The following is a 21,824-nucleotide window of genomic DNA, read 5'->3' as shown; positions in this document are numbered from 1 at the left end:
CCCCGAACAAGGCTTATGCGCCGCATCACATTATGGCCGCGGCGACAATAATCGCGGCCAATCTTTCAGTTTGCCTTCACCTCGAAAGGCGCCTCGTGCGTCACATCGTCGAAAAACGCCGTGGCGTGGTCGATGAACGCGCGCACCTTCGCCGGCAGCAGCGTGCGTGTGGTGTAGGCGAGGCGAATCTCGATCTGCATGTCGACGAGCGGAAAGTCGTCGAGTACCGTCACGAGCTTGCCCGCCTCGAGCTCCTCCCTCACGAGTACGGTGGGAAGAATGCCGATGCCGAAGCCCTCCAGCACCATCTCGCGATTGAACTCGGGATTGTTCGAAGCGATTTCGTGGTGCAACGGCACGACGACTTCCTCGTCGCCCACGCGAAACGCGATCGCGGGCTTGCGCATGGAAGGCGGCATCAGTACGAACAGGTGGTCGACGAGGTCCGCGGGATGCTTCGGCGTGCCATGCGCTTCGAGATACGCGGGCGTCGTGACGAGCGCGAGCGGAATGCGCTCGAGCAGGCGCGTGACGGTCGATTCGTTGTTGAGCATGAACGGCAGCACGAGGCCGAGGTCGTAGCCGTCCGCGATGAGATCGACGGGGCGCTCGGTGAGGATCACGTCGAGCGTCACCTTGGGATGCGCGCGCTTGAAGCTCGCGATGAGCGGCACGAGCCGGTTGACGGTGGCCGTGGTATGCGCGACGAGGCGCAGCACGCCGCTGGCTTCGCGCGTTTGCACAGTGGCGTCGGCCTCCAGCGCGTCGAGATCGTCGAGCACGCGGCAGCAGCCTTCGTAGAAGCGCTCGGCCGCCTCGGTGAGCGACACCGCACGCGTGCTGCGATGAAAGAGCCGGCTGCCAAGGCGCTTTTCGAGGCGCGCGATGGCGCGCGAAACGACCGGCGTGGTGAGGCTGTGCATGTCCGCGGCGCGCGTGAAGCTGCGCGCCTCGACGACGGAGCGGAAGATCCGCAGGCTGTCGATGTAGTCCATGGTCGTGAGGGGGATGGTGTTGGCGTAGCTTAAAGCCTTTCAGCCGCCCTCGCCGAACACCTCCGCGCAAAACACGCGCCCTTCATCCGACAGACTCGCCGTGCCGGTCCCATCTTCGGCCTGCGTCGTCACCACGAGCCCACTGTCCACGAGCGCCGTCAATTGTCTGCGCAATCCGCTCATCGGCACGCCAGCCTGCTTCGAGAGTTTCGCGAGCGACCATGCACGCCCCTGGCGCTCAGAATGCTCGTGCTTTTCGCACTCCGCGCGCCATAGCTGCTCGAGCACCGCGATCAGCACCGGGTCGACGCCCTGCTCGTCGGCGTCTTCGCGTTCTTCATCTGCGTTCATCGTCTGTCTCCTCATGCCATCTTCGCGGCCATTTCGCCCAGCGTCTTCAGCGCGGCTTCGGTCTGCGCGTTCCATGGGTAGCTGTAGTTCAGCCGGATGTAATGGTGATACTCGTTGCGCATCGAGAACATATAGCCGGGCCCGATGGTGATGCCCTGGGCGAGCGCTGCCTGATAGAGCCGCATCGAATCGACGCGCGGCGGCAGTTCCACCCATAGCACGTAGCCGCCTTGCGGCTCCGAGGTGCGCGTGCCCGCCGGAAAGAAGCGCTCGACCATCGCCCGCATGAGCCGCGCCTGTTGCCGGTAGAAGCGCCGCACGCGGCGCAGGTGCCGGTCGTAGCCATCGTGGCGCAAGTAGTCGGCGAGCGCCACCTGGGGAACCGAGGGTGTCGTGAGTGTATTGAGGAACTTGAGCTTTTCGACCTGCGCGCGGTAACGCCCCGGCAGCGCCCAGCCAATGCGGTACGAGGCGGAGAGGCTCTTCGAAAACGAAGCGCAATGCAACACGAGTGCGCGCGTGTCGAACTGTTTGAGCGTGGAAGGCCGCGTCTGCCCGAAGTACAGCTCCTGATAAACGTCGTTCTCGATCACGGGCAAGTCGTGCGCCTCGGCAAGCGCCACGAGCCGCGCCTTGTTCGCGTCGGGCATGCGAAAGCCCAACGGATTCTGGAAGTTCGGCATCACCATGCAGGCCGCGACCTTCTGGTGCGCCAGTACGCGCTCCAACGCGTCGAGGTCGATGCCGGTATCGGCGTGGGTGCTCACTTCAATTGCACGCATGCCCAGACGCTCGATGGCGTGCAGCATCGCGTAGTACGTCGGCGATTCGACGGCAACCGTGTCGCCTGGCCTGGCCACGGCTTGCAGGCTCAGGTTGATCGCCTCGGTCGCGCCCACGGTGATGACGATTTCCTCCGGATCGACGCTCACGCCGTTTTCGGCGTAGCGCCGCGCGATCTGGCGGATCAGCTCGGGATTGCCGGGCGGCAGGTCGTCGATGAGGTTCCAGCCCGTATGGCGGCGCGCAATGGCATTGGCGTACTGGTTGATGCGCCGCCAGGGGAACAGCGCCGGGTCCGGGTATGGCGAACCGAGCGGCACCGCGTCCTGCGCGCCGATGCTGCGCAGCGTGGAAAGCACGAGCCGGCTCACGTCCACGTTGGCAGGCATGGGTTGCCTGGGCGCGCCGGCGCGGCGCGGCTTGCCCTGGGAAACGGATTCCTTGCCCGGTGAGCCCGGTGCGCCCGGTGCGCCCGGTGCGCCCGCCAGGTCGCGCCCTTGCGGCGCACCCAGGCGCGCACGCACGAAATATCCGGATTGCGGCCGCGACTCGATCACGCTGCGGCTTTCCAGCACCGCGTAGGCGCGCAGCACCGTCTTGATGCTCACGCCGTGCTGCTGGCTCGCGCGCCGCACCGAGAGAATGCGCTCCCCAGGGCCGAACACGCCGCGGCGCACGGCGGCTTCGATATCGTCGGCGAGTTGCTCGTAGCGGGTCACGTTCGGGTTGCGTTCGGGTTGCATTCAAGCGGCGAAAGGCTGAGGCCGCGCGGGGCCGATCCCGGCAAGTCTATGACAAAACGCCGCAACTGTATCCCTTGCTTTTTGGTTTTTCTGTGATCTCCGGGGGGCACAGGAACACAGTAGCCTTGGGTCATCGGGCAGACCGCCCTGGAAAACGAAAAGCCAACCGCATCATGAAGAAGCCGCAAGGTCGCATCGAGCCGTATCACCACCCCGCCGCCGGCTGGGGCGCGCTCAAGCAGGTCGCCATCAACCTGATCAAGGAGAAGGTGACGGGCGGCAATTACCGCACGCTGCTCAAGCAGAACCAGCCCGATGGCTTCGACTGCCCCGGCTGCGCATGGCCCGACCGCGAGCACGCTTCCACCTTCGAATTCTGCGAGAACGGCGTGAAGGCCGTGGCGGCGGAGGCGACCAGCAAGCGCGTGACGCCCCGGTTCTTTCAGGAGCACACGGTTAGCGAACTGATGGCGCAGTCGGACTACGAGCTGGAGCAGCATGGCCGCCTGACCGACCCGCTCGTCTACGACGCGTTGCAGGACCGCTATGTGCCGATCGAGTGGAACGACGCGTTCAAGCTGATCGCCAGGCACCTCAATGCGCTCGACGACCCGAACCGCGCCGCGTTCTACACCTCGGGCCGTGCCAGCAACGAGGCCGCATTCCTCTACCAGCTCTTCGTGCGCATGTACGGCACGAACAACTTCCCCGACTGCTCGAACATGTGCCACGAGGCCACGAGCCGCGGCCTGCCGGGCACGGTGGGCATCGGCAAGGGCACCGTCACGCTCGACGACTTCGAGCACGCCGACACGCTGCTCATCTTCGGCCAGAACCCGGCGACGAACCATCCGCGCATGCTCGGCGAGTTGCGCGAATGCGCAAAGCGCGGCGCGACCATCGTCTCGATCAATCCGTTGAAAGAACGCGGGCTGGAACGCTTCGCGAGCCCGCAGCACACGCTCGACATGCTCTCGCCCAAGGGCGTGCAGATTAGCTCCGTGTTCATCCGCCCGCGCGTGGGCGGCGACTTCGCGCTCATCAAGGGCGTGGCCAAGCGCGTGATCGAACTCGACGACGAAGCGCTCGCGCAAGGCGCGCAACGCGTGCTCGACGTCGATTTCATCGCCGAACACTGCGTTGGATTCGACGCCTTCGCCGCCGACCTGCGCGCCGAATCCTGGGACACGATCGTCGCCGAAGCGGGCGTGCCGATGGAAGAAGTGCTCAAGCTCGCCGATATCTACGTGAAGGGCAAGGCCGTCATCTCGACGTGGGGCATGGGCCTTACGCAGCACAAGAATTCGGTGGCGACGATCCAGTTGCTTTCGAACCTCATGATGATGCGCGGCAATATCGGCCGCCTCGGCGCGGGCCTGTGCCCCGTGCGCGGACATTCGAACGTGCAGGGCGACCGCACGGTGGGCATCGAGGAAAAGCCCACGCAGGCGTTTCTCGACCGTCTCGGCAAGGCCTATGATTTCGAGCCGCCGCGCGAGCACGGCTATGACGTCGTGGAAACGATCCACGCAATGCTCGAAGGCCGCGTGAAGGTGTTCATCGGTCTCGGCGGCAACTTCTCGATCGCCACGCCCGACACGCCGCGCACGTGGGAAGCCATGCGCGCGTGCGCGCTCACGGTGCACGTCACGACCAAGCTCAACCGCAGCCATCTGGTTCACGGCCACGACGCGCTCATTCTGCCCACGCTCGGGCGCACTGAAATCGACTTGCAGAACGGCGTGCCGCAAGGCGTGAGCGTGGAGGACTCGATGAGCATGGTGCACATCTCCTACGGCATGAACCGGCCCGCTTCGACGAACCTGCTTTCGGAAATCGCCATCGTCGCGCGCATGGCGCACGCCACGCTCGGCAGCGACAAGGTGGACTGGCTCGATCTCGCCGCCGACTACGCGAAGATCCGCGACGGCATCGAGCAGGTATTCGACGGCTTCGAGAACTACAACGAGCGCCTGAAGCACCCGGGCGGCTTCCACCTGGGCGTGGCCTCGCGCGATCGTGTGTGGAAAACGCCCAGCAACAAGGCGCAATTCGTCGTGCACCCCATCGCGCTCGATACGCCGATTCACCGCGCGCGGACCGAACACGGTTCGCGCCTCATGACGCTCATGACCACGCGCTCGCACGATCAGTACAACACCACGATCTACGGTCTCGACGACCGTTATCGCGGCGTGTACGGCCTGCGCCGCGTGCTGTTCGCGAACCGCGAAGACATGACCATGCTCGGCTTCGAACCGGGCCAGCACGTGGACATCACGAGCGTGTGGGACGACGGCGTGGAGCGCCACGTCGAGGACTTCATGCTGGTGGAGTACGACATTCCGCGCGGCTGCCTCGGCGCGTACTATCCCGAGACCAATCCGCTCGTGCCGCTTGCGTCCGTCGCGGATGGCGCGGGCACGCCGACTTCGAAGTCGATTCCGGTGCTGCTGACTCCGGCGAAGACTAACGATCACGCCAGCGCGGCATGATGGCGCGATGTCCGGTCTGCAGGCCCCGGCAACGGCGCCGGGGCTTTTTTTGCCCGTGCCGCCGCGCTTAGCTCGCGAGCTTGCGGAACGTCTCCAGCACGGCTTCGCCCTTGAACGGTTTCACGATCCAGCCGCGCACGCCGGCCGCCTTGCCGCGCTCCTTCATGGCCGGGCTGCTTTCCGTGGTCAGCATCACCACGTTCACGGCCGTATTCGCGAGTTCGCTGCGGATCTTCTCGACCATCGTGAGGCCGTCCATGTTCGGCATGTTCACGTCGCTCACCACGAGCTTCACGCCGGGGTTCGAGCGCAGCTTCGCGAGGCCGTCCTTGCCGTCCACCGCCGTGTCCACGTCCAGACCGTTCTTGCGCAGAAAGCCGGCCACTTCGTCGCGCACCGTGCTCGAATCGTCCACCACCAGAATCTTTGCCATGTTGTCCCTCTCTGTTGCGCGCGCAGGGCGCGCATTTGATCAAAATAGTTCGAGTTCGCCGCTCGCCTGCTCCTGAACGGCTGCAGCCGCGGCCTGCGCGGCCGTCTCGTCGAATCCTTCGCGCGACCAGCCGAGACTGAACACGAACCGCTGGTCGATCACCACTTCGCGGCCCGTATTCGGGCACGTGAGCCGGTACTTGATGCACAGCTGCGGGTTGTCCGAGCCAAACGACAAATAGCGTCGCCGATGATTGATGAGCAGCGGCACCTGCACCGGCGCGCGGCCCCAACCCGCCTCGCCGGCAGCGTGCGCGTCACCCAGATAGCGATTGCGGAACGCACCCCACACGAGATTCGTGAGTTCGGCCAGCACGCCGTTCACGTCGCGGAAGTCGCTCGCTTCGTCGCGGCCCGCGCGCGGCGGCAGCAGCTCGATGAGCGGCGCCTCCTCGGTCTGCATGAGAAGCCAGCCGCGGCACCATGCGGTCTCGATCGGAATGAGCGTCAACACCTCGCCGAAGATGATGCGGTCGCGCACGATACCCGGCGTGTCCCAGTTCACTTCGAGTCCGGCGAAGAGGCCACGCAAGCGCCCGAGCGTCATGTCGGTGATGCCGTCCACGAGCGGGTCCGGATAGTCGTGCGAGAACACGTGCGCTTCGAGCGCCGCGATCAGCGTTGCAGGATCGCTTTCGTGCCAGCTGGCGCACGGCAGGCGGCGCAACGGCTCGGGCAACGCATCGCCGTGCCCGTCTGCTGCGCGCCGCAGCACGACGGGCAGTTCCGGGCGCTCCGCTTCCAGCGCGACGGCCACCGCCGCCGCGGCTTCGAGCGAGCCGCCAAAGTCCTCGCCGAGCAGCACGCCGCCCAGGTCGTAGTGCGTTTTCAGCGCCGCCGAGAGCGCGTCGCGCCGCACCGGCACGCACACGCAATCGTATGCGGCTGCGGTTTGCGCTATTGCCGCGGCGCGCGCGGTATCGCTTTCCAGCAGCAACAGCTTGCTGACTGGCTTGTTCGCGTTCATGTTCCTTTCCCTGCCTTCAAAACAATTCGAGTTCGCCCGCGCTGTCGTGCACTTCGACTGCGGCGGCACTCGCCACGAAATCGAGCGGCGCCTGCGTGCAGATGCACAGCGTGGCGCCGAGCCGGACGTCGTGATCGATCGTGAGCGCATACGACTGCACGTAATCCGGCTTCAGTTCGCGCAGATACGGCAGGCACCCGCTGCTGAGCGCATAGGGCGTGGACATCCCGAGGTCGGGGAAATGCTCGACCAGTTGCTGGTTCATGGCTCCGCAGCACAGATTACCGAACTCCATGAAGCACTCGGCGAGCGGGCGCGAAGCGTCGCCCACGTAATAGCGCTGCGTGCGCTCGTCGTCTTCGAAGTGCAGGAGCAGGAGCAGGCGGAACTGCATCGACGAAATCGTCAGGACGACCAGGTGCTCGCCCTGGGGCGCCTCGCCCGCACGAGACTCGATTGCGCAGCTATGCTGGGCGTCGGTCACGAGACGCATGCGCGCCGCCGCGAAGAAAATCCGCTCGATGCTGTCCTTCGCGTGCGTGCCGATCATGCGTGCGCCCCGGCGCGCGCCGCTTCGAGCTGGTGATGCAGCTGCTGAGACGACGCTTCCACGCTCGCGAGCGTCGCCGCGATCATCTTGCCGCCCGCCTGAATGTCCTGGAACGTCGCGGCCGTGATGAGGTCGTTACGGTTCAGGCTGTCGCGATAGCTCTTCGACAGTTCCTGCGAGCGCGTGGCGAGCGAGCGCACTTCGCCCGCCACAATCGAGAAGCCGCGGCCGGCCGCGCCGGCGCGTGCCGCTTCGATCGAAGCGTTGAGCGAGACGATCAGCACGTGGCTGACGATCGACGACAGCTCCTGGTTCTTCTTGTGCATGTCGTTGTTCTGCGCCATCAGCGAAATCATCTGCTCGTGCCAGCGCTCGAACGTCGACGACATGAGCTTCAGGCGCGAAGCCTCGGAGGCGATGCGCGCCGCATGCTGCATGGCGTCGTCACGCTGCGCGCGCTCGCCGGCGAGCGCCGCTTCGAGTGCATCCGCCACGGACCTGCGCTGAGCAAGTTCCGCGCGCAGCGACTCGGTCTGCGCAACCAGCGCCTCGTGTTCGCGCGCGACGCTTTCCTGCTGCGCCGCGTGCTGCGCCTGAGCCTGTGCAAGCGCGGCTGCGTGCGCGGCGTCCTGCGCGCGCGCGGCCTCACGCGCCCGCGTTTGCGCATGCTTGCCCCACACGGCAGCCAGGCCGGCCGCCAGGGCGGCGAGCGCCGCGCCTTCGATCAAATACGGTAAGACCACATCCACCCCCGCCATGCGCTACGCCAGCGCTTCCTCTTGCTTTGCCTGCGTTGCGTCCGCCATCTTTACGGCCCATTGCTGCGGCAAACGCACGACGGTCTGGAAATGCCGGTAATCGGCGCCCGCACGGTCATCGGTGAAACGCAGTTCGATTGCGCCGCCCTCGCGTTCGAGGAAATCGCGCACTGCGTCCATGCCCACGCCGCGGCCCGAGACTTCAGTCACGCTCGTCGCCGTCGAGAAGCCGGGGCGGAAAATGAACGCCGCGATCGCGTCGTCGCTCACCGCTTCATACGCCTGCAGCCAGCCGCGCTCCACGGCAATGCCGCGAATGCGCGCGAGCGCGAGACCGCGGCCGTCGTCGGCGAGCGTCAGTTGCAGCGCACCGTCGTGCACATTCACGTCGATGTCGATATGGCCCGACTCGTCCTTACCGATCGCGCGGCGCTGCGCCGGCGTTTCAATGCCGTGGTCGAGCGAGTTGCGCAGCAGGTGCATGAACACGTTCTTCACCGTGCCGGCAGCCTCGCCGCGCAGGCGATAACCGTTGTCCGCGATCCGCACCGCCGGTTCGGTCTTGCCGAGTTCCTCGGCGAGCGAGGCCAGCGAGCCGGTCACGCCCGCGAGCACATCGGCCACGCGCTCGGTGCCGATGGCGCACAGCGTCGCGCGCAGTTCGGCGCGCATCGCGCGCAGCGCGGGCAGGTCGTTGTCGTCGGTACGATCGACGATACGCAGCGTCTCTTCGATCGCTTCGCGCGTGACCGTGAGGCTCGCCGCGCCGTTCTGTGCGCCAGCCGCACGCGGGCCGCGCCCGAGGCTCACTTCGTTGATGCTCGAATAGTGCTCGAGCGCCGTCTTCACGCGCTCCAGATCGGCGATGAGCGCCTGCTGGTCCCACGTGTGGCTCGTGTCTTCACGGCGCAATGCGTCGTAGCGCTGCTCGACTTCGTGCACCACGCCCGTGAGATGCTGCAGGCTGTACGTGCGCGCGTTGCCCTTGATCGTGTGCATATTGCGAAACAGCGCTGCAATCGCGCTCGTGTCCGCGCAGTCGTGCTGACGGATGATGTGCTCGTTCTCGTGAATGAAGCCCGTCGAGCTTTCGACGAAATGCTGGAACTTCTCTTCGCTCACCGCGAGAATTTCGCCGATCATTTCGAGGCGGCGTTTCTGCTCGCCGGCCTCGGCCGCGAGTTCGCGCAGCTCCGTCACGTCGCGCACGCACAGCATGAGGCGCACGACCACGTCGTTTTCGTCGGTGATGGCCGACCAGCTCAGGTCGAGCACCTTCGCACGGCCATCGGGCAGCGTGCGCGTGATCTCGTTCACGAGCAGATGTTGATTGAAGGCGAAATTCACGTCGTCTTCACCAAGGCACGCGTGCACGGCGGCGTCGATTTGCGCGAGGGTGTCGGCGTCGAGATCCGTATGCGAGAACACGAGGTCCATGAGCGAACGGCCCGCAATTTCGTCCGTTTCGAAGATCGCCTCCAGATACGCCGAATATTCGTTGTGGATCGTCGCGCCTTCCACCACCGTGAGAATGCCCTGCTGCATGTTCTGCAGCATCGCCTGAATGTCGGCGGTCTTGCGCTTGAGCTGCGCGGAGCTGTGCTGGATCTTTTCGATCATGCCGTTGAAGGCGACGATCGAATGACCGATTTCGTCCATCCGGCCCACAGGCACGCGGCGCGTGAAGTCCTGGCTGGAAGCAATCTCGCTCATCATGGCCTGCATGCGCGAGAGCGGGCGCGTGATCTGGCGATACAGCAGCGCGCCGATCAGCGTGAGCAGCAGAATCGCGCCGCCCGTCACGCCGGCAATCGCGCTCGTCGTGGTGTCGAGCGTGCCGTTGAGCGTGCGGATCGCGTCGTCCTTCTGGCGATTCTTTTCCACTCGCATCGTCGCGACGATGCCTTCGAGTTCGTCGCGGTACTGCGCGACGTTCGCGAAGAGATAAGCCTGCGCGAGTTCGTTCTTGCCGCTCGCCTTCATTTTCGCGGTGTCGTCGATCGCGGAAAAGTAGTTCGCGAGGCTTTCCTGCGCCTGCGAAACCAGGCCTTCCTGCGCGTGGCTGGCTGCCGCCTTGCGCTGCACGTCGAGCGCGGCGCGCAACGCGGCTTCCTTGTCCTTGAGGTCGTTTTGCGCGAGCGACGCGACCGTGGCGTCAGGTGCGTAGACGAGCGTCATGGTGGCGAGCTGCACGTCTTTCACGAGCGACACGAGGTCGGATGAAGCGAGGGCGCTCGGTACGACGCCCTGGGTAACCTCGCGGACGTCGGTGGCGCTGCGGCGGGCCTGCCAGGCCGCGTAGCCGCCGATGGCGGACAACGCGACGAACATCAGGACGATGAGCAGCGTGATGCGGTGACGAATGGTCATGTCGAAATCCCCGGGCCTTCGTCGCGCCGGCCGCGCTATGGTTGCGCGGCTCGGGACACGTCGGCCAATTTATTCGCGGTGGATTATCGACGTTCAGGTATGACGAAATGATGACCATGCATAATTCGCCCGAGCGCGCTGTGCGTTACACCACACTTGACGTTCGCGCAGCGTTGCGCATTGCGCGGCCACGGCGCGGCGCTCAGTCGGGCACGGCGGGGTCGTCGAGAAAGAGCACCATGAGTTCGTCGTCGGCGTACTCGCCGTCGATGCACAGGCCGCGGGGCTCGACCCCGTAGCGCACGAAGCCGCACGAGCGGTAGAGCGCCTGCGCGCGGGGATTCAGCACGCTCACCACCAGTTGCACCTGCAGCAAGCCGAGCGCGCGGGCATGAGCGATGACGCCCTCCATCAGTTGCCTGGCAATGCCGGCGCCTCGCCATGCAGGATCGACAAAGACGCCCCAAACGAGCCCCTTGTGTGCAAGCTTGCGCCGCGGTTCGCGCATGAGGCCGGTGATGCCGACGAGCGTGTCGCCCACGAATGCGCCGACGACGACCTGGTTTTCGGTAGCCTGCACGCTGGCCCGGCTTTCTTCGGGCGTGCGTTTCGACTCCTCTTCATAGGTCGGGACGATGCCGGCGGGAAAATTCTCGGTCGCGTACAAACGCATGGCGTGAAACGCCCCGGCGTCCTGCTCGGTCAACGGGCGAATCGTTGCATTCATCGGCTTCGTGTCGTTCATGTGCAGTGCCTGGCAAGGGGAAGGGAATGACCCGTGCGAATCGAACAAGCATCGAACAAGCCTATCACGTCCGTCCTCGCCGGCTCACGTTGCGCTAATATGGACCACCCGCGCCGCTTGATGCGCGAAGCATGACTCCGAGGTCCCCCATGCCGCAAGCCACGACGTCCGACGCACAACCCTGCTTCTGGCGCGACGCAGACCTGCCGTTCATCGAAGTGCGCGCCATCGCCGATGGCCGCAAGGTCCGCTACGGCCGTCACGCACACAGCACGTTCTCGATCGGCGCGGTCACGGGCGGGCGCAGCACCTACCTGAACGGGAGCACGCTCTCGCATGTCAGCGCGGGCGCGGTGGTGGTCATCAACCCGGAAACCGTGCACGCGTGCAACCCGGCCGCGGACGAGCCCTGGGCCTATCGCATGTTCTATCTCGACACGGCGTGGCTCGCGAATCTGCAACGCGACCTGGGCTTCGGAGCGCACGAAGGCTTTCGCCCGTTCGAGCCGACCTTGAGCTGGGAGCGCGACTTGTTCGACGGGCTCAACGCACTCTACGCGTTGCTCGTCGATACGAATGAGCCCGCGTTGCGCAAGGAATGCGCCGTCGTGGCCTATTTCTCCAGGCTCCAGCAGTCCCTCAATCCTGCGCCGGTCAGCGCACGCGCACCGAACGAGCGCCTCGCGCGCGCGGCGGAATTCATCGACGGCAACTACACGCGCACGCTCAAGCTCGAAGAGATCTGCGCCGCCGCGGCTCTGTCGCCCTCGTATCTGATTCGCGCGTTTCGCGAGCAATACGGCATGACGCCGCACGCATATGTCGTGAACCGCCGTATCGAATTCAGCCGCGCGCAACTGCGCCGCGGGCACGCCATTGCAGATGTTGCGGCGCAAGCGGGTTTCGCCGATCAGGCGCATCTGCAGCGCGCGTTCCGCCAGTTCGTTGCCGCGACGCCTGGCCAATATCGCGGCTAACGCCGCCGCCGCGCGCTCAGCCGAGCACCAACCAGACCGCACTGCCCGCCAGCAGCAGCGCCATCGCGCGGTTCACGAAACGCACGCGCGACGGTTCGCGCAAGGCCTGGCGCAGTGACGCGCCCGCCCACGCCCAGCACGCAATCGACACGTAGCACACCACAAAATAGATCGCGGCGAACTGCCAGACGCGCGCATTTTCTCCCGAAGCCGCATATAGACCCATGCCCGCTACCGACGCGAGCCACGCCTTCGGATTGAGCCATTGCATCGTGGCGCCCGCCATCAGCGAGGGACCGCGCGCCGCGTTCGACGAGTCGACGCGGCCATCGTCGGTGGCAAGCCGGTACGCCACGTACAGTAAAAAGGCCACGCCCGCCCATTCGAGCGCGCGCGTGAGAAACGGCAGGCGCGCCAGCAGTTCCTGCATGCCGAGACCGATCAGCAGCAGAAGCAGCGTGAAGCCCACGGTCGCGCCGGTGACGTGGCGCAGGCTCGCGCGCAGCCCGTGGCGCGCGCCCGCGCTCAGCGCGACGATATTGACGGGTCCAGGGGTGATGGACGTGGCCAGCGCGAAGGCGGCCATCGACAAGGCAGTGCTCACGGTTTTCCTCGCTACGCTCATGGGCGGTCAGTCAGCGTCGAGGATAGACGCGCGCGCCGCCACCGTATTGAAGAAAATTGCCCTGCCCGCGAGCGCGGTACCACACCGGACTCGCGCTATCATTGCGCCGCACCGACGACTCCCATTCCGGAACTGCAACGTGAAAAAGATCCTCATCATCGGCATCGGCGCAGGCGATCCGAAGTACCTGACCGTGCAGGCAATCGAAGCGCTCAACGCGGCCGACGTGTTCTTCGTGATGGACAAGGGCGCGGCCAAGGACAAGCTCGTCGCGCTGCGCAAGGAAATCTGCGCGCGCTTCATCGCGGACCACGACTATCGCATCGTGGAGGCCACGAGCCCCGAGCGGCGCCGCGACGAAGGGCTCGATTACAAGGCCGCCGTGGACGAGCTCAACCGCGACAAGCAGCGCGTGTTCGAGCGCCTGATCGAAGCGGAATTGACCGACGGCCAATGCGGCGCATTTCTCGTCTGGGGCGACCCGTCGCTCTACGACAGCACGATCCGCATTCTCGATGCGATCCTGGCCGATGGCCGGCTCGCGTTCGACTTCGAGGTGATTCCCGGCATTAGCAGCGTGCAGGCGCTCGCGGCGAGGCATCGCGTGCCGCTGAACTTTATCGGCAAGCCGGTGAGCATCACGACGGGAAGGCGGCTCGCGGAGGGCGGTTTTCCGCAAGACGTGGAAAGCGCCGTGGTCATGCTCGATGCGCAGAACGCGTATGCGCAGCTCGCAGGCGCAGAACTCGATATCTACTGGGGCGCCTACGTCGGCACCCCAGACGAGATCCTGGTGTCGGGCCGGCTGGAAGACGTGAAAGACGAGATCGTCCGTGTTCGCGCACAGGCGCGCGAAGCGAACGGATGGATCATGGACACGTATTTGCTGCGCAAGCGCGGCGTGAGAGACTGAAAGAAGAACGGGCGCGAACATATCGGCGCTCGCGCGCCCGTTGACTGGATTGCGCGTCGAGGCTTACGCCAGGCCGACGCCCACCGCGACGATAATCGAGCCGAACAACAGCACGGCGCCCACTGTCTTGCGCTTGTTCAGCTCCGTCCACAGCAGCACGCCCGTGAGCGAAAGCAGAATGAGCGCCCCGGCGAAGCTGTCGATGAACAGCACCCAGCCGACGCTCATACCCGTACCCTTGTGCAGATTGGTGATCGTCGAGACAAGCGAGTTGTCGTTACGCTTGAGCGTGAGCTTGTCGTTGCCCATCCAGTACTCGACCATCACGCTCTCGCCGGGCGACGTGAACATCATCTGCCAATGCTCGGGCTGCACGACCTGGCGATCGCCCCAGGCTACGTTATGCTCGGGCTCCTTCTGCACGCGGCCCGTGCGCGCGGGCAACTTCAAATCCGGTTGCGAGCGCAACCATTTCACCATTTCTCGCGGCGTTTCCGGCGCGGGGTCGGGCACGGCAATCTGCACCGTCGAGACTTGCGGCGCACCCGGCGAAATGCGCAACGGCTCGGCGCGATGGTTGAGCACGAATCCCGTTGCGCCAAACAGCAAGCCGAGCGCTGCGCCCCACAGGCCCACCCAGCCGTGGACCTTGCGCAGCCACTTGATGAAGGTCGCACGGCGCGAGCGCTTTGCGCGCTCGTCGCGCCGTTCGGCGCCCAGACGCGTGCGCGGCGCTGCCGGCGCGTCGATCCCGGCAGTCTCGGGAAAATTCATGTTTCACTCCAGAGTCGCAACAGATTGTGGTAGCAGCCCACGAGGCTGCGCCGCGCCTGGGCGTCGGCGTCGCTTGCGTTCAGGCGCTGGATGGCCGTGTCCATGTCGAAGAGCAGCGCGCGCCTGGTGTCGTCGCGCACGAGGCTTTGCACCCAGAAAAAGCTCGCCACGCGCGCGCCGCGCGTGACCGGCGTAACCTGGTGCAGGCTCGTGGCCGGATAGACGATCATGTCGCCCGCCGGCAGCTTGACCTCCTGCACGCCGTAAGCGTCTTCGACCACGAGTTCGCCGCCATCGTATTCGTCTGGCGACGAGAGAAAGAGCGTGCAGGAAACGTCGGTGCGCAGCTTCACGCCGTTGGGCAGCACACGCACTGCGCCATCCACGTGACTGCCGAACGTCATGCCGCCTTCATAGCGATTGAAGAGTGGCGGGTACACCTGGTTGGGCAGCGCCGCGCTGATGAAAAGCGGATTGCGCTCGATGGCCGCGAGCACGATGTCGCCGAGTTCGCGTGCGATGGGCGTATGCTCGGCGACCTGCACATTGCGCTTCACGGGCGCACCGGACCAGCCGGCCGTTGCGCGGCCGTCCACCCAGGCGTCGCCTGCATGGTCGAGCCGCGCGCGCAGCGTGCGCACCTGCTCGGGCGTCAATACGTTGCGCACGTGAACCAGCATCGTCAACTCCTTCGTTGTGCCGCGCAAGCAGCAAAGCTGCCGCAATCAGAACCGGTAGTCAGCCGTCGCGAGGAACGTGCGGCCGATACCCGGCACCGAACGTCCGCCGTCCGACTGGATGAGGGCGTCATAGTAGAACTTGTTGGTCAGATTCAGCAGATTCAGCCGCACGTCCCACTTCTTCTCGTGGTACGCCGCCATCGCGTCCCAGCGCGTGTAGCCGCCGGTTTCCACGTAGTTCGTGTTCGCTGCGTAACGCGCCGACATATAGGTGGGGCCGCCGCCAATTTCCCAATGCGGCGTGAATGCATACGTGGTCCACAGCGTGAAGGTATTGCGCGGCGTATTCGCCGGCGTATTGCCCTGGGTGCCGTCGAGCGCCTTGAGAATCACGCCGTCCATATACGTGTAGCCCGCGAACACCTGCCACTTGTCGGTAATGTGACCCGTCGCGCCCGCCTGGAAGCCGCGCACGCGAATATCGCCTTCGAGCGTGTACTCGCCCGTCGACGTTTGCGTGCGCGCGTTGTCCATCTCCTGCTGGAAGAATGCCGACGTCACCGAAAGATTGCCGCCGAGCAGGTCCCACTTCGCGCCGACTTCATATGACTTCGTATGTTCCGGCGAGAGATTTTGCGTGTTGTTGGTGACCGTGAGCGCTTCGAGCGACGGATCGAACGACGTGCCGTACGAGAAGTAATACGACTGCCAGTCGGACGGCTGGTAGATCGCCCCCGCGCGCACGCTCGTGAACGTGTTGGTCTGATCCGCGTAGGCCGGCGCGCTGATCGTGTTGGCGATATGCGCCTGGAAGCGATCCCAACGCACACCGCCGATGAGCTTCCAGTGCTCGCCGATCGACATGGTTTCGTTGAAGTACGCAGCGAGCGTGGTCGCGCCCGACTCCGCGTGATTGCCCACCGTCGTCGTGACGTTCGAAGGTGTCGAGATATAGACCGGGTTGAGCAGCGAGAGAATCGGCAGGTTGTTGCGTGTGTAGGCCTGATTCGTGTAGCTGTCGTGGCCTACCTCGATGCCCGCGAGCATCTCGTGTTTCAGGAAGCCCGTGGTGAACTTGTATTGCGCCATCGTATCGTTGTAGATCGAGTGGTTCTCGATCACGCGATCGTGGCTCGCCAGCTTGATGTAAAGATCTTCGAGCGGCAGGCTCGTGAAGTTGCCGTTCTTGAGCGCCGTGCTCGAGGAAAGCGGGCCGGTCAGCACCGCGCCGGGCGCGGTCTCGCGCGCGTCCGTGAGCGAGTGCGAGAACTGCGTCTGGTTGGTGATCTTGAACTGGTCGTTGAAACGGTGATCCACGCGCGCCTGAACCGTCTGTACGTCCTGGATCGTGCGGTCGTCGGTCAAGCCGTAGAAGGTGCTCTTCGAAGGCGCGAACGGGCGGCCGTTGATCGACTGCACGCCGTAGTCCGGCATGTCGTAGTTGTGCTGGATCAACGCCGAGATCGTGACCTCGGTCGGCGTGCCGATGCCGAAGCGCAACTCGGGCGCGAAGCCGTAGTCCTTGTTTTTCATCACGTCGCGCGTCGAGCCCATCGACTGGCCGAACGCATTCAGACGAAATGCAGCGTGATCGCCGAGCGGACGGTTCACGTCGAGCGTCGCGCGATAGCGATCGTCGGTGCCGATGGTGGTCGACACTTCGGTGAGCGGCTTGAGGTTCGCCTGCTTCGTGACCTGGTTGATGACGCCGCCCGTGGAGCCGCGGCCGAACAGCATCGACGAGGGGCCGTAGAGCACTTCGATCGATTCGAGGTCGAAGGTGTCGCGGTAGTACTGGTTGCGGTCGCGAAAGCCGTCGAGGTAGATGTCGTTTTGCGCCGTGAAGCCGCGCAGGTTGATGTTGTTGCCGATCTGGCCGCCTTCCGCACCGCCGATGGTGATGCCGGGCGCGTTGCGCAACGCATCCTGGAACGACGTGGCGCCCTGCGACTGCATCACGGCCTTGTTGATCACCGTGACCGACTGCGGAATGTCGCGCAGCGCGGTGGGCGTTTTCGCGCCGACGGTCGAGCGCTCCGCCTGGAAGTCCTGCGCGTCGCTCTGGCCGGATACGGAGATCGTGGGCAGCGTGGTGGCGTTCGCGGCGCTTGCCGCCGTGGCGGCGGCAGGCTCGCTCTGGGCGAGCGCAGACGTAGCGAAAGGCACGGCAAAGCTCAGCGCGAGCGCACTCGCGAGCGGCGTCCGGTTCAACATGAGGTCCCTATACATGGCGGATGACCCAACCGTGCGACTCGCACAGAACTGGCGCGGACGACGCGGGTCGATTGGCTGGCTGGGCCGCCCCGAAAGGACCGAGGGAAACGACGCTAGGCTGGCTGGTCTGGTTGTCTGGCCGCGAAAATGTCTGCGGTAATGAGAATCGATATCATTACACACGTCTCATTTTCTTTCAATTGATATTGGCGTTTTAGCGACACCGGCCGCGGTATCGAGGTAACGCGCAATTGCTGCGCGAGTGCGCCAATCGCCTCGAGGCCGGATTGGTTGGCAACACGAACCGTTGCGCGCGCCATGACTTGTCCACACATTGTGTTGGCAGCCCTGTGCGTAACGCTTGGAAGACCGCATCAAGTCCTTGATGCGTTTCAGTTAACCCCAAGCGTTGCCAATCGCGGCAACACCGCCTCGAACAGCCTCGAACCTCACCCGCCTTATCCCCAGATTTCGTTGACAGCCCTGTGCACAACTTCTGGACAGCGAACCTAAGTCCCTGATCGCAAACGCCAACGCGCCACGCGACAGAGAAGTTGCACGTTTTGGAGGCACTGGACTTGTCCACAGAAAACGGGGAAAAGTCTGTGCATACACCCCCCAACATCCGCGCCAATCCATTGATCGCACAACGGATTTTTTCGCTGCGCGCAAATCACCTCACGCGCTCCGTGAATGCGCATACCCCTAAAGTTTGTAAGGGAAATGCCGTTATGCCTCGCTGTGTTGTTGGGTCTCAAGCGGCCCCATCGAAGGAATCTCATGCGCAACAATCAACCCGTCACGCAACAGGAATTCGACTATCCCGCTTCGCAGATGCTCGTCTCGGCCACCGACCTCAAGGGGCGCATTCAGTACTGCAATCCTGCGTTCGTCGCCGTGTCCGGCTTTGCGAAAGAAGAGCTGATCGGCAAGGCACATAACATCATTCGCCATCCCGACATGCCGGCCGAAGCATTCGCCGACTTGTGGGAGACCGTTCGCGAAGGCCGTCCCTGGACCGCGATCGTCAAGAACCGCCGCAAGTCCGGCGATCACTACTGGGTACGCGCGAACGTAACGCCCGTCTCCGAGCAAGGCACAGTGGTCGGCTATCTGAGCGTGCGCGTGAAGCCCACGCGCGAGGAAATCCGCACGGCCGAAGCCTTCTACGCGCAAATGCGCGAGGGCCGTCTGCACGGCGTGCGGCTGCGCCACGGCTCGGTGGTGCGCACGGGCCTCGTGGGCGCGCTGCAGGCAGTCCTGCGCGTGCCGATCGCCACGCGTATCGCGTTCGGCTATGGCGCCGTGCCCGCCGTGTTCGCCGCAGCCGGCTTCGCCGCCTGGCAAGGCCTGCCGCCGCTGCCGTTCTGGGGTGCATTCGGCGCGGCCTGCGTGTGTGCGCTCGGCGCCTGGCGTCTCACCACGCGCCACCTCGGCGCCCCGCTCGCGCAGATGACCACGGCCTCCACGCGCATGGCCGCGGGCGACCTCACGGCCACGCTTGCGGTCGCCGCGAACGACGATCTCGGCGACGTGCTCCAGGCGCTCAACCAGTTGCAGGCCAATCTCACGGCAATCGTGTTCGACGTGCGCTCGCAGATCGACGGCATGCTCGACGCCGCGCACGAAATCTCGAGCGGCAATCTCGATCTCGCGCGCCGCACCGAAATGCAGGCCGCGTCGCTCGAAGAAACGGCGGCCACGATGGATCAGCTAACGACCACCGTGCAGGCCAACGCCGAGGCCAGCGCCCGCGCGCTCGATCTCGCGCGCGACGCGCAGTCCGCCGCCGCCGAGGGCGGTTCGATCGCCGCGCAGATGGAGCGCACGATGACGGGCATCACCGACGCGTCGCGCCGCATCAGCGACATCACCGGCGTGATCGACGGCATCGCGTTCCAGACCAACATCCTCGCGCTCAACGCCGCCGTCGAGGCCGCGCGCGCGGGCGAGGCCGGCCGCTCGTTCGCCGTGGTGGCGGGCGAGGTGCGCATGCTCGCGCAGCGCTGCGCGGCGTCGGCCAGGGAGATCAAGCAGGTCGTGGACGCCAGCGTCAACGAGATCGCCGAGGGCACGCGCCTCGTCGGCAACACGACTGCGCAGATGCGCTCGATCGACGAAGCCGTGACCCGCGTCTCGTCGATCATCACCGAGGTCGCGAACGCAAGCGGCGAGCAGGCCGAAGGCATCCGCCAGGTCAATCAGGCCGTCGCGCATCTGGACAGCGCCACGCAGCAGAACGCCGCGCTCGTCGAGCAGGCCGCCGCCACGGCGCAGCGGCTCGCCGAGCAGGCCGACGTGCTCGACGAGGCCGTGCGCCTGTTCACCGTGGCCGGCGCCGAGGCGGCAAAGCGCTCGAAGCCCGCCCGCACCCCGGCGCGCCGCCAGAGCGTCGCTCTTGCCGAAGCGGCCGAGGACGTCGCGGCATGACAACCGGCGCTCACGCCTCGCCGCAAGCGCCGTCGAGCGGCTTTCCGTCGAGCGGCTGTCTATTGGTCTGAAAGATCGGCGTTAGTCCCATCTCGACAGTACAGCGCGCGGGCGGCACCATCCAAACCGTCAGCAAGCCGTACCACGGTTTGCTGATCCGAGTAACAACGGCGTTTCAACGGCTCGCCCGGCCTGCCCGGGTGGGCCGTTTTTTCTGCTGCGCGCGCCTGACGCCTGGCATCGCTTTGCTTCGCAACCATGACAGCGAGGCAACGCGCAACGCATTTCGCATGGCCCGTTGCAGGGCGCGCAAAAACAGGCGTGGCGGCGGCGAGTCGCGTTACACTGGCTGGCCAGGGTCGCGCCACGGCGATCTCGCTGTGTGTGTCGGCGCTCACTTGCATGAACACGCCGCCCAGCCGACCCCGTACAATGGCTCGACCACCCAACGCACGAGGACAATATCAATGCGCACGACCGGGTCTTCCGGAAACATGACCCTGCTCACCGAGCATGACGACGCGACCGGACGCGAACTGCGTTCACTGCGCCTCGAATCGGCGGCCGACGGCAAAAGCCTCTTGCTGGTCGAAGTCGACGAGCGCAAGCCGGGCATCCATCGCGAAGTGCGTTATGAAATCACGCCGGCCGAGCTGATCGCGGCAATTCGCGCACAAGGTGCCGAGTTGCCCGGAGAATCACACACGCGTTAAGCGCACGGGAGCCGGCGGCACGAACGCGGCACACGCAGTCTCGGGTGCCGCGTTCTGTCGTTTTCCACTCATCGCGCTTGTCTCGCGTTTCTCTCTTTTCAATCCGGCGCTTTTTTCATATGTCTGCTCCACCCGGCAGGCATTCTCACGCGCATGCAGGGGGTCGCTTGCACGCCTTCGAAATGCGTCCATAATCTTTACGTTACCCTCCTGTCTTTGCCGTTCCTCGCCAGACGGCGCAACGGAAGTAAGCCGATGCTACATGACCTCATCGCGCAATACGGGCCTGCGCTGGTGTTCATCAATGTGCTCGCCGGATCGCTTGGGCTGCCCGTGCCCGCGATGCCCGCGCTCGTGTTGTTCGGCGCGATGGCGGCCATGCATCCCGGTTCGATCGGCCAGCAGGTCGCGCCGGTGCTCGGGCTCGCCATCTTCGCCATGCTGATCGGCGACAGCGTGTGGTTCATGGCCGGGCGCCTCTACGGCGGCAACACGCTCAAGACGCTCTGCAAGCTCTCGCTCTCGCGCGACACCTGCGTGAAAAAAACCGAGCGCTTTTTCGGCCGCTGGGGCGTGCGGGTGCTCGCCGTCGCCAAGTTCGTGCCGGGGCTGTCGCTCGTTTCCGTACCGTTGGCCGGCGCGATGGGCGTGCCCTACCGCCAGTTCGTCGGCTTCGACGGCATTGGCGCGGCGCTGTGGTCCGGCACCGGCCTGCTCGTCGGCGTGATGTTCGCGCCGCAGATCGACATGATGCTCGCCGGCGCAAGCCGCCTTGGCCGCTTCGCCCTCGTGGTGGTGGTCGTGCTGCTCGTGCTCTACGCGACCTACCGCTGGCAGCGCCGCCGCCAGCTCATCAAGAAGCTCGCGAATGCGCGCATCACGGTGGAAGACCTTTACCGCGCAATGGGCGCCAAGCCGCCACCCGTGGTGTTCGACATTCGTTCTGAAGAAAAGCGCAAGCTCGATCCGTACATCATTCCGGGCGCGTTGTTCGCCGACGAGCGCAAGCTCGACGAGATCGTCGGCAAGTACCCGAACGACCAGAAGCTCGTGATCTACTGCTCGTGCCCTAATGAAATTTCCGCGGCCTGGATGGCGAAGAAGCTCGTCGAGGCCGGCTTTACCGATGTGGTGCCGCTCCTCGGCGGTCTCGATGCGTGGCGCGATGCAGGCCGCGCGCTCGAGTCGCTTCAGTTGCACACCCACGCCGACGTCCCGGTCAACATCACGCCTAAAGCTGTCTGATCCG

At 65.1% G+C, this 21,824-nt stretch carries 19 protein-coding genes; 6 read left to right on the top strand and 13 right to left on the bottom strand.

The features are described 5' to 3' along the window. Nucleotides 1-65: 65 nt before the first annotated feature. The 3 genes from BHE01S_RS23110 to BHE01S_RS23100 are packed head-to-tail and all read right to left on the bottom strand — an operon-like array spanning nucleotide 66 to nucleotide 2,848. On the bottom strand, nucleotides 66-995 hold the full coding sequence (locus BHE01S_RS23110; protein ID WP_042268099.1) for a LysR family transcriptional regulator: 930 nt from the start codon (nucleotides 993-995) through the stop codon (nucleotides 66-68). 39 nt (nucleotides 996-1,034) lie between these two features. Continuing rightward, nucleotides 1,035-1,346 (bottom strand): helix-turn-helix domain-containing protein, encoded by a 312-nt coding sequence (locus BHE01S_RS23105; RefSeq protein ID WP_042268096.1) that lies wholly within the window; start codon nucleotides 1,344-1,346, stop codon nucleotides 1,035-1,037. A gap of 11 nt (nucleotides 1,347-1,357) precedes the next feature. After that, nucleotides 1,358-2,848 carry an aminotransferase-like domain-containing protein gene (locus BHE01S_RS23100; protein WP_157025595.1) on the bottom strand — a complete coding sequence of 497 codons (1,491 nt, stop codon included), beginning with the start codon at nucleotides 2,846-2,848 and terminating at the stop codon, nucleotides 1,358-1,360. Nucleotides 2,849-3,045: 197 nt separating this feature from the next. On the opposite strand from BHE01S_RS23100, the gene BHE01S_RS23095 reads away from it, so the two are divergent. Further along, nucleotides 3,046-5,367, top strand: a complete 2,322-nt coding sequence (locus BHE01S_RS23095) for an FdhF/YdeP family oxidoreductase (RefSeq protein WP_042268090.1) — start codon at nucleotides 3,046-3,048, stop codon at nucleotides 5,365-5,367. A 67-nt stretch (nucleotides 5,368-5,434) separates the two neighbouring features. Here the strand turns inward: BHE01S_RS23095 and BHE01S_RS23090 are convergent, their stop codons facing one another. The 6 genes from BHE01S_RS23090 to BHE01S_RS23065 form a co-directional block, all read right to left on the bottom strand. After that, the gene (locus BHE01S_RS23090) at nucleotides 5,435-5,800 is read right to left on the bottom strand and encodes a response regulator (RefSeq protein ID WP_028229743.1); all 366 of its coding nucleotides are present in this window, start codon (nucleotides 5,798-5,800) and stop codon (nucleotides 5,435-5,437) included. A 39-nt stretch (nucleotides 5,801-5,839) separates the two neighbouring features. Continuing rightward, nucleotides 5,840-6,826, bottom strand: coding sequence for a chemotaxis protein CheX (locus BHE01S_RS23085; RefSeq protein ID WP_042268086.1), 987 nt, complete (start codon nucleotides 6,824-6,826; stop codon nucleotides 5,840-5,842). Nucleotides 6,827-6,842: 16 nt separating this feature from the next. Continuing rightward, entirely contained in the window at nucleotides 6,843-7,376 is a 534-nt protein-coding gene (locus BHE01S_RS23080; RefSeq protein ID WP_042268084.1) for a hypothetical protein, read from the bottom strand. Continuing rightward, nucleotides 7,373-8,134, bottom strand: a complete 762-nt coding sequence (locus tag BHE01S_RS23075; protein WP_407669543.1) for a methyl-accepting chemotaxis protein — start codon at nucleotides 8,132-8,134, stop codon at nucleotides 7,373-7,375. The genes BHE01S_RS23080 and BHE01S_RS23075 overlap by 4 nt, the downstream gene beginning before the upstream one ends. A 3-nt stretch (nucleotides 8,135-8,137) precedes the next feature. After that, the gene (locus tag BHE01S_RS23070; RefSeq protein WP_042268082.1) at nucleotides 8,138-10,504 is read right to left on the bottom strand and encodes a HAMP domain-containing protein; all 2,367 of its coding nucleotides are present in this window, start codon (nucleotides 10,502-10,504) and stop codon (nucleotides 8,138-8,140) included. A gap of 202 nt (nucleotides 10,505-10,706) precedes the next feature. Then, nucleotides 10,707-11,249: a GNAT family N-acetyltransferase gene (locus tag BHE01S_RS23065; RefSeq protein ID WP_052406065.1), complete on the bottom strand. Its 543-nt coding sequence runs from the start codon at nucleotides 11,247-11,249 to the stop codon at nucleotides 10,707-10,709. 149 nt (nucleotides 11,250-11,398) lie between these two features. On the opposite strand from BHE01S_RS23065, the gene BHE01S_RS23060 reads away from it, so the two are divergent. Continuing rightward, entirely contained in the window at nucleotides 11,399-12,226 is an 828-nt protein-coding gene (locus tag BHE01S_RS23060; RefSeq protein ID WP_157025583.1) for an AraC family transcriptional regulator, read from the top strand. A 16-nt stretch (nucleotides 12,227-12,242) separates the two neighbouring features. Here BHE01S_RS23060 and BHE01S_RS23055 read toward each other — a convergent pair whose 3' ends face one another. Beyond that, on the bottom strand, nucleotides 12,243-12,830 hold the full coding sequence (locus BHE01S_RS23055) for a LysE family translocator (protein ID WP_157025581.1): 588 nt from the start codon (nucleotides 12,828-12,830) through the stop codon (nucleotides 12,243-12,245). 160 nt (nucleotides 12,831-12,990) lie between these two features. Here BHE01S_RS23055 and cobF point away from each other — a divergent pair, with 160 nt between their 5' ends. Continuing rightward, a complete protein-coding gene (cobF, locus tag BHE01S_RS23050; RefSeq protein WP_042268076.1) occupies nucleotides 12,991-13,764 on the top strand; it encodes a precorrin-6A synthase (deacetylating) in 774 nt (257 codons plus the stop codon). Between the two features lie 63 nt (nucleotides 13,765-13,827). On the opposite strand, the gene BHE01S_RS23045 is transcribed toward cobF, so the two are convergent. From BHE01S_RS23045 to BHE01S_RS23035, 3 genes are read right to left on the bottom strand one after another with little or no spacing between them, the layout of a single operon-like run. Next, entirely contained in the window at nucleotides 13,828-14,538 is a 711-nt protein-coding gene (locus BHE01S_RS23045) for a PepSY-associated TM helix domain-containing protein (RefSeq protein ID WP_042268075.1), read from the bottom strand. Beyond that, nucleotides 14,535-15,218, bottom strand: coding sequence for a Fe2+-dependent dioxygenase (locus BHE01S_RS23040; RefSeq protein WP_042268071.1), 684 nt, complete (start codon nucleotides 15,216-15,218; stop codon nucleotides 14,535-14,537). The genes BHE01S_RS23045 and BHE01S_RS23040 overlap by 4 nt, the downstream gene beginning before the upstream one ends. Before the next feature lie 45 nt (nucleotides 15,219-15,263). Then, a complete protein-coding gene (locus BHE01S_RS23035) occupies nucleotides 15,264-17,432 on the bottom strand; it encodes a TonB-dependent receptor (RefSeq protein WP_042268069.1) in 2,169 nt (722 codons plus the stop codon). A 780-nt stretch (nucleotides 17,433-18,212) separates the two neighbouring features. On the opposite strand from BHE01S_RS23035, the gene BHE01S_RS23030 reads away from it, so the two are divergent. From BHE01S_RS23030 to BHE01S_RS23020, 3 genes are all read left to right on the top strand, one after another. After that, nucleotides 18,213-19,862, top strand: coding sequence for a methyl-accepting chemotaxis protein (locus BHE01S_RS23030; protein ID WP_042268067.1), 1,650 nt, complete (start codon nucleotides 18,213-18,215; stop codon nucleotides 19,860-19,862). Nucleotides 19,863-20,329: 467 nt separating this feature from the next. Then, on the top strand, nucleotides 20,330-20,575 hold the full coding sequence (locus BHE01S_RS23025; RefSeq protein ID WP_028207914.1) for a hypothetical protein: 246 nt from the start codon (nucleotides 20,330-20,332) through the stop codon (nucleotides 20,573-20,575). Between the two features lie 255 nt (nucleotides 20,576-20,830). Further along, a complete protein-coding gene (locus BHE01S_RS23020) occupies nucleotides 20,831-21,820 on the top strand; it encodes a DedA family protein/thiosulfate sulfurtransferase GlpE (protein ID WP_042268065.1) in 990 nt (329 codons plus the stop codon). The last annotated feature ends 4 nt before the right edge of the window (nucleotides 21,821-21,824 follow it).

Source organism: Paraburkholderia heleia NBRC 101817 (assembly GCF_000739775.1).
Lineage (GTDB): Bacteria > Pseudomonadota > Gammaproteobacteria > Burkholderiales > Burkholderiaceae > Paraburkholderia > Paraburkholderia heleia.
The sequence above is the reverse complement of the archived record's forward strand: the minus strand, read 5'-3'. Positions and strand labels throughout refer to the sequence as shown.

Bases quoted from the DNA above. Each gene is read 5' to 3' on its own strand.
- BHE01S_RS23075 (WP_407669543.1), bottom strand. From the start codon at position 8,134: ATGGCGGGGGTGGATGTGGTCTTACCGTATTTGATCGAAGGCGCGGCG.
- BHE01S_RS23060 (WP_157025583.1), top strand. From the start codon at position 11,399: ATGCCGCAAGCCACGACGTCCGACGCACAACCCTGCTTCTGGCGCGAC.
- BHE01S_RS23025 (WP_028207914.1), top strand. From the start codon at position 20,330: ATGCGCACGACCGGGTCTTCCGGAAACATGACCCTGCTCACCGAGCAT.
- BHE01S_RS23030 (WP_042268067.1), top strand. From the start codon at position 18,213: ATGCGCAACAATCAACCCGTCACGCAACAGGAATTCGACTATCCCGCT.
- BHE01S_RS23080 (WP_042268084.1), bottom strand. From the start codon at position 7,376: ATGATCGGCACGCACGCGAAGGACAGCATCGAGCGGATTTTCTTCGCG.
- BHE01S_RS23070 (WP_042268082.1), bottom strand. From the start codon at position 10,504: ATGACCATTCGTCACCGCATCACGCTGCTCATCGTCCTGATGTTCGTC.
- BHE01S_RS23065 (WP_052406065.1), bottom strand. From the start codon at position 11,249: ATGAACGACACGAAGCCGATGAATGCAACGATTCGCCCGTTGACCGAG.
- BHE01S_RS23085 (WP_042268086.1), bottom strand. From the start codon at position 6,826: ATGAACGCGAACAAGCCAGTCAGCAAGCTGTTGCTGCTGGAAAGCGAT.
- BHE01S_RS23045 (WP_042268075.1), bottom strand. From the start codon at position 14,538: ATGAATTTTCCCGAGACTGCCGGGATCGACGCGCCGGCAGCGCCGCGC.
- BHE01S_RS23105 (WP_042268096.1), bottom strand. From the start codon at position 1,346: ATGAACGCAGATGAAGAACGCGAAGACGCCGACGAGCAGGGCGTCGAC.
- BHE01S_RS23095 (WP_042268090.1), top strand. From the start codon at position 3,046: ATGAAGAAGCCGCAAGGTCGCATCGAGCCGTATCACCACCCCGCCGCC.
- BHE01S_RS23020 (WP_042268065.1), top strand. From the start codon at position 20,831: ATGCTACATGACCTCATCGCGCAATACGGGCCTGCGCTGGTGTTCATC.
- BHE01S_RS23035 (WP_042268069.1), bottom strand. From the start codon at position 17,432: ATGTTGAACCGGACGCCGCTCGCGAGTGCGCTCGCGCTGAGCTTTGCC.
- BHE01S_RS23090 (WP_028229743.1), bottom strand. From the start codon at position 5,800: ATGGCAAAGATTCTGGTGGTGGACGATTCGAGCACGGTGCGCGACGAA.
- BHE01S_RS23110 (WP_042268099.1), bottom strand. From the start codon at position 995: ATGGACTACATCGACAGCCTGCGGATCTTCCGCTCCGTCGTCGAGGCG.
- BHE01S_RS23040 (WP_042268071.1), bottom strand. From the start codon at position 15,218: ATGCTGGTTCACGTGCGCAACGTATTGACGCCCGAGCAGGTGCGCACG.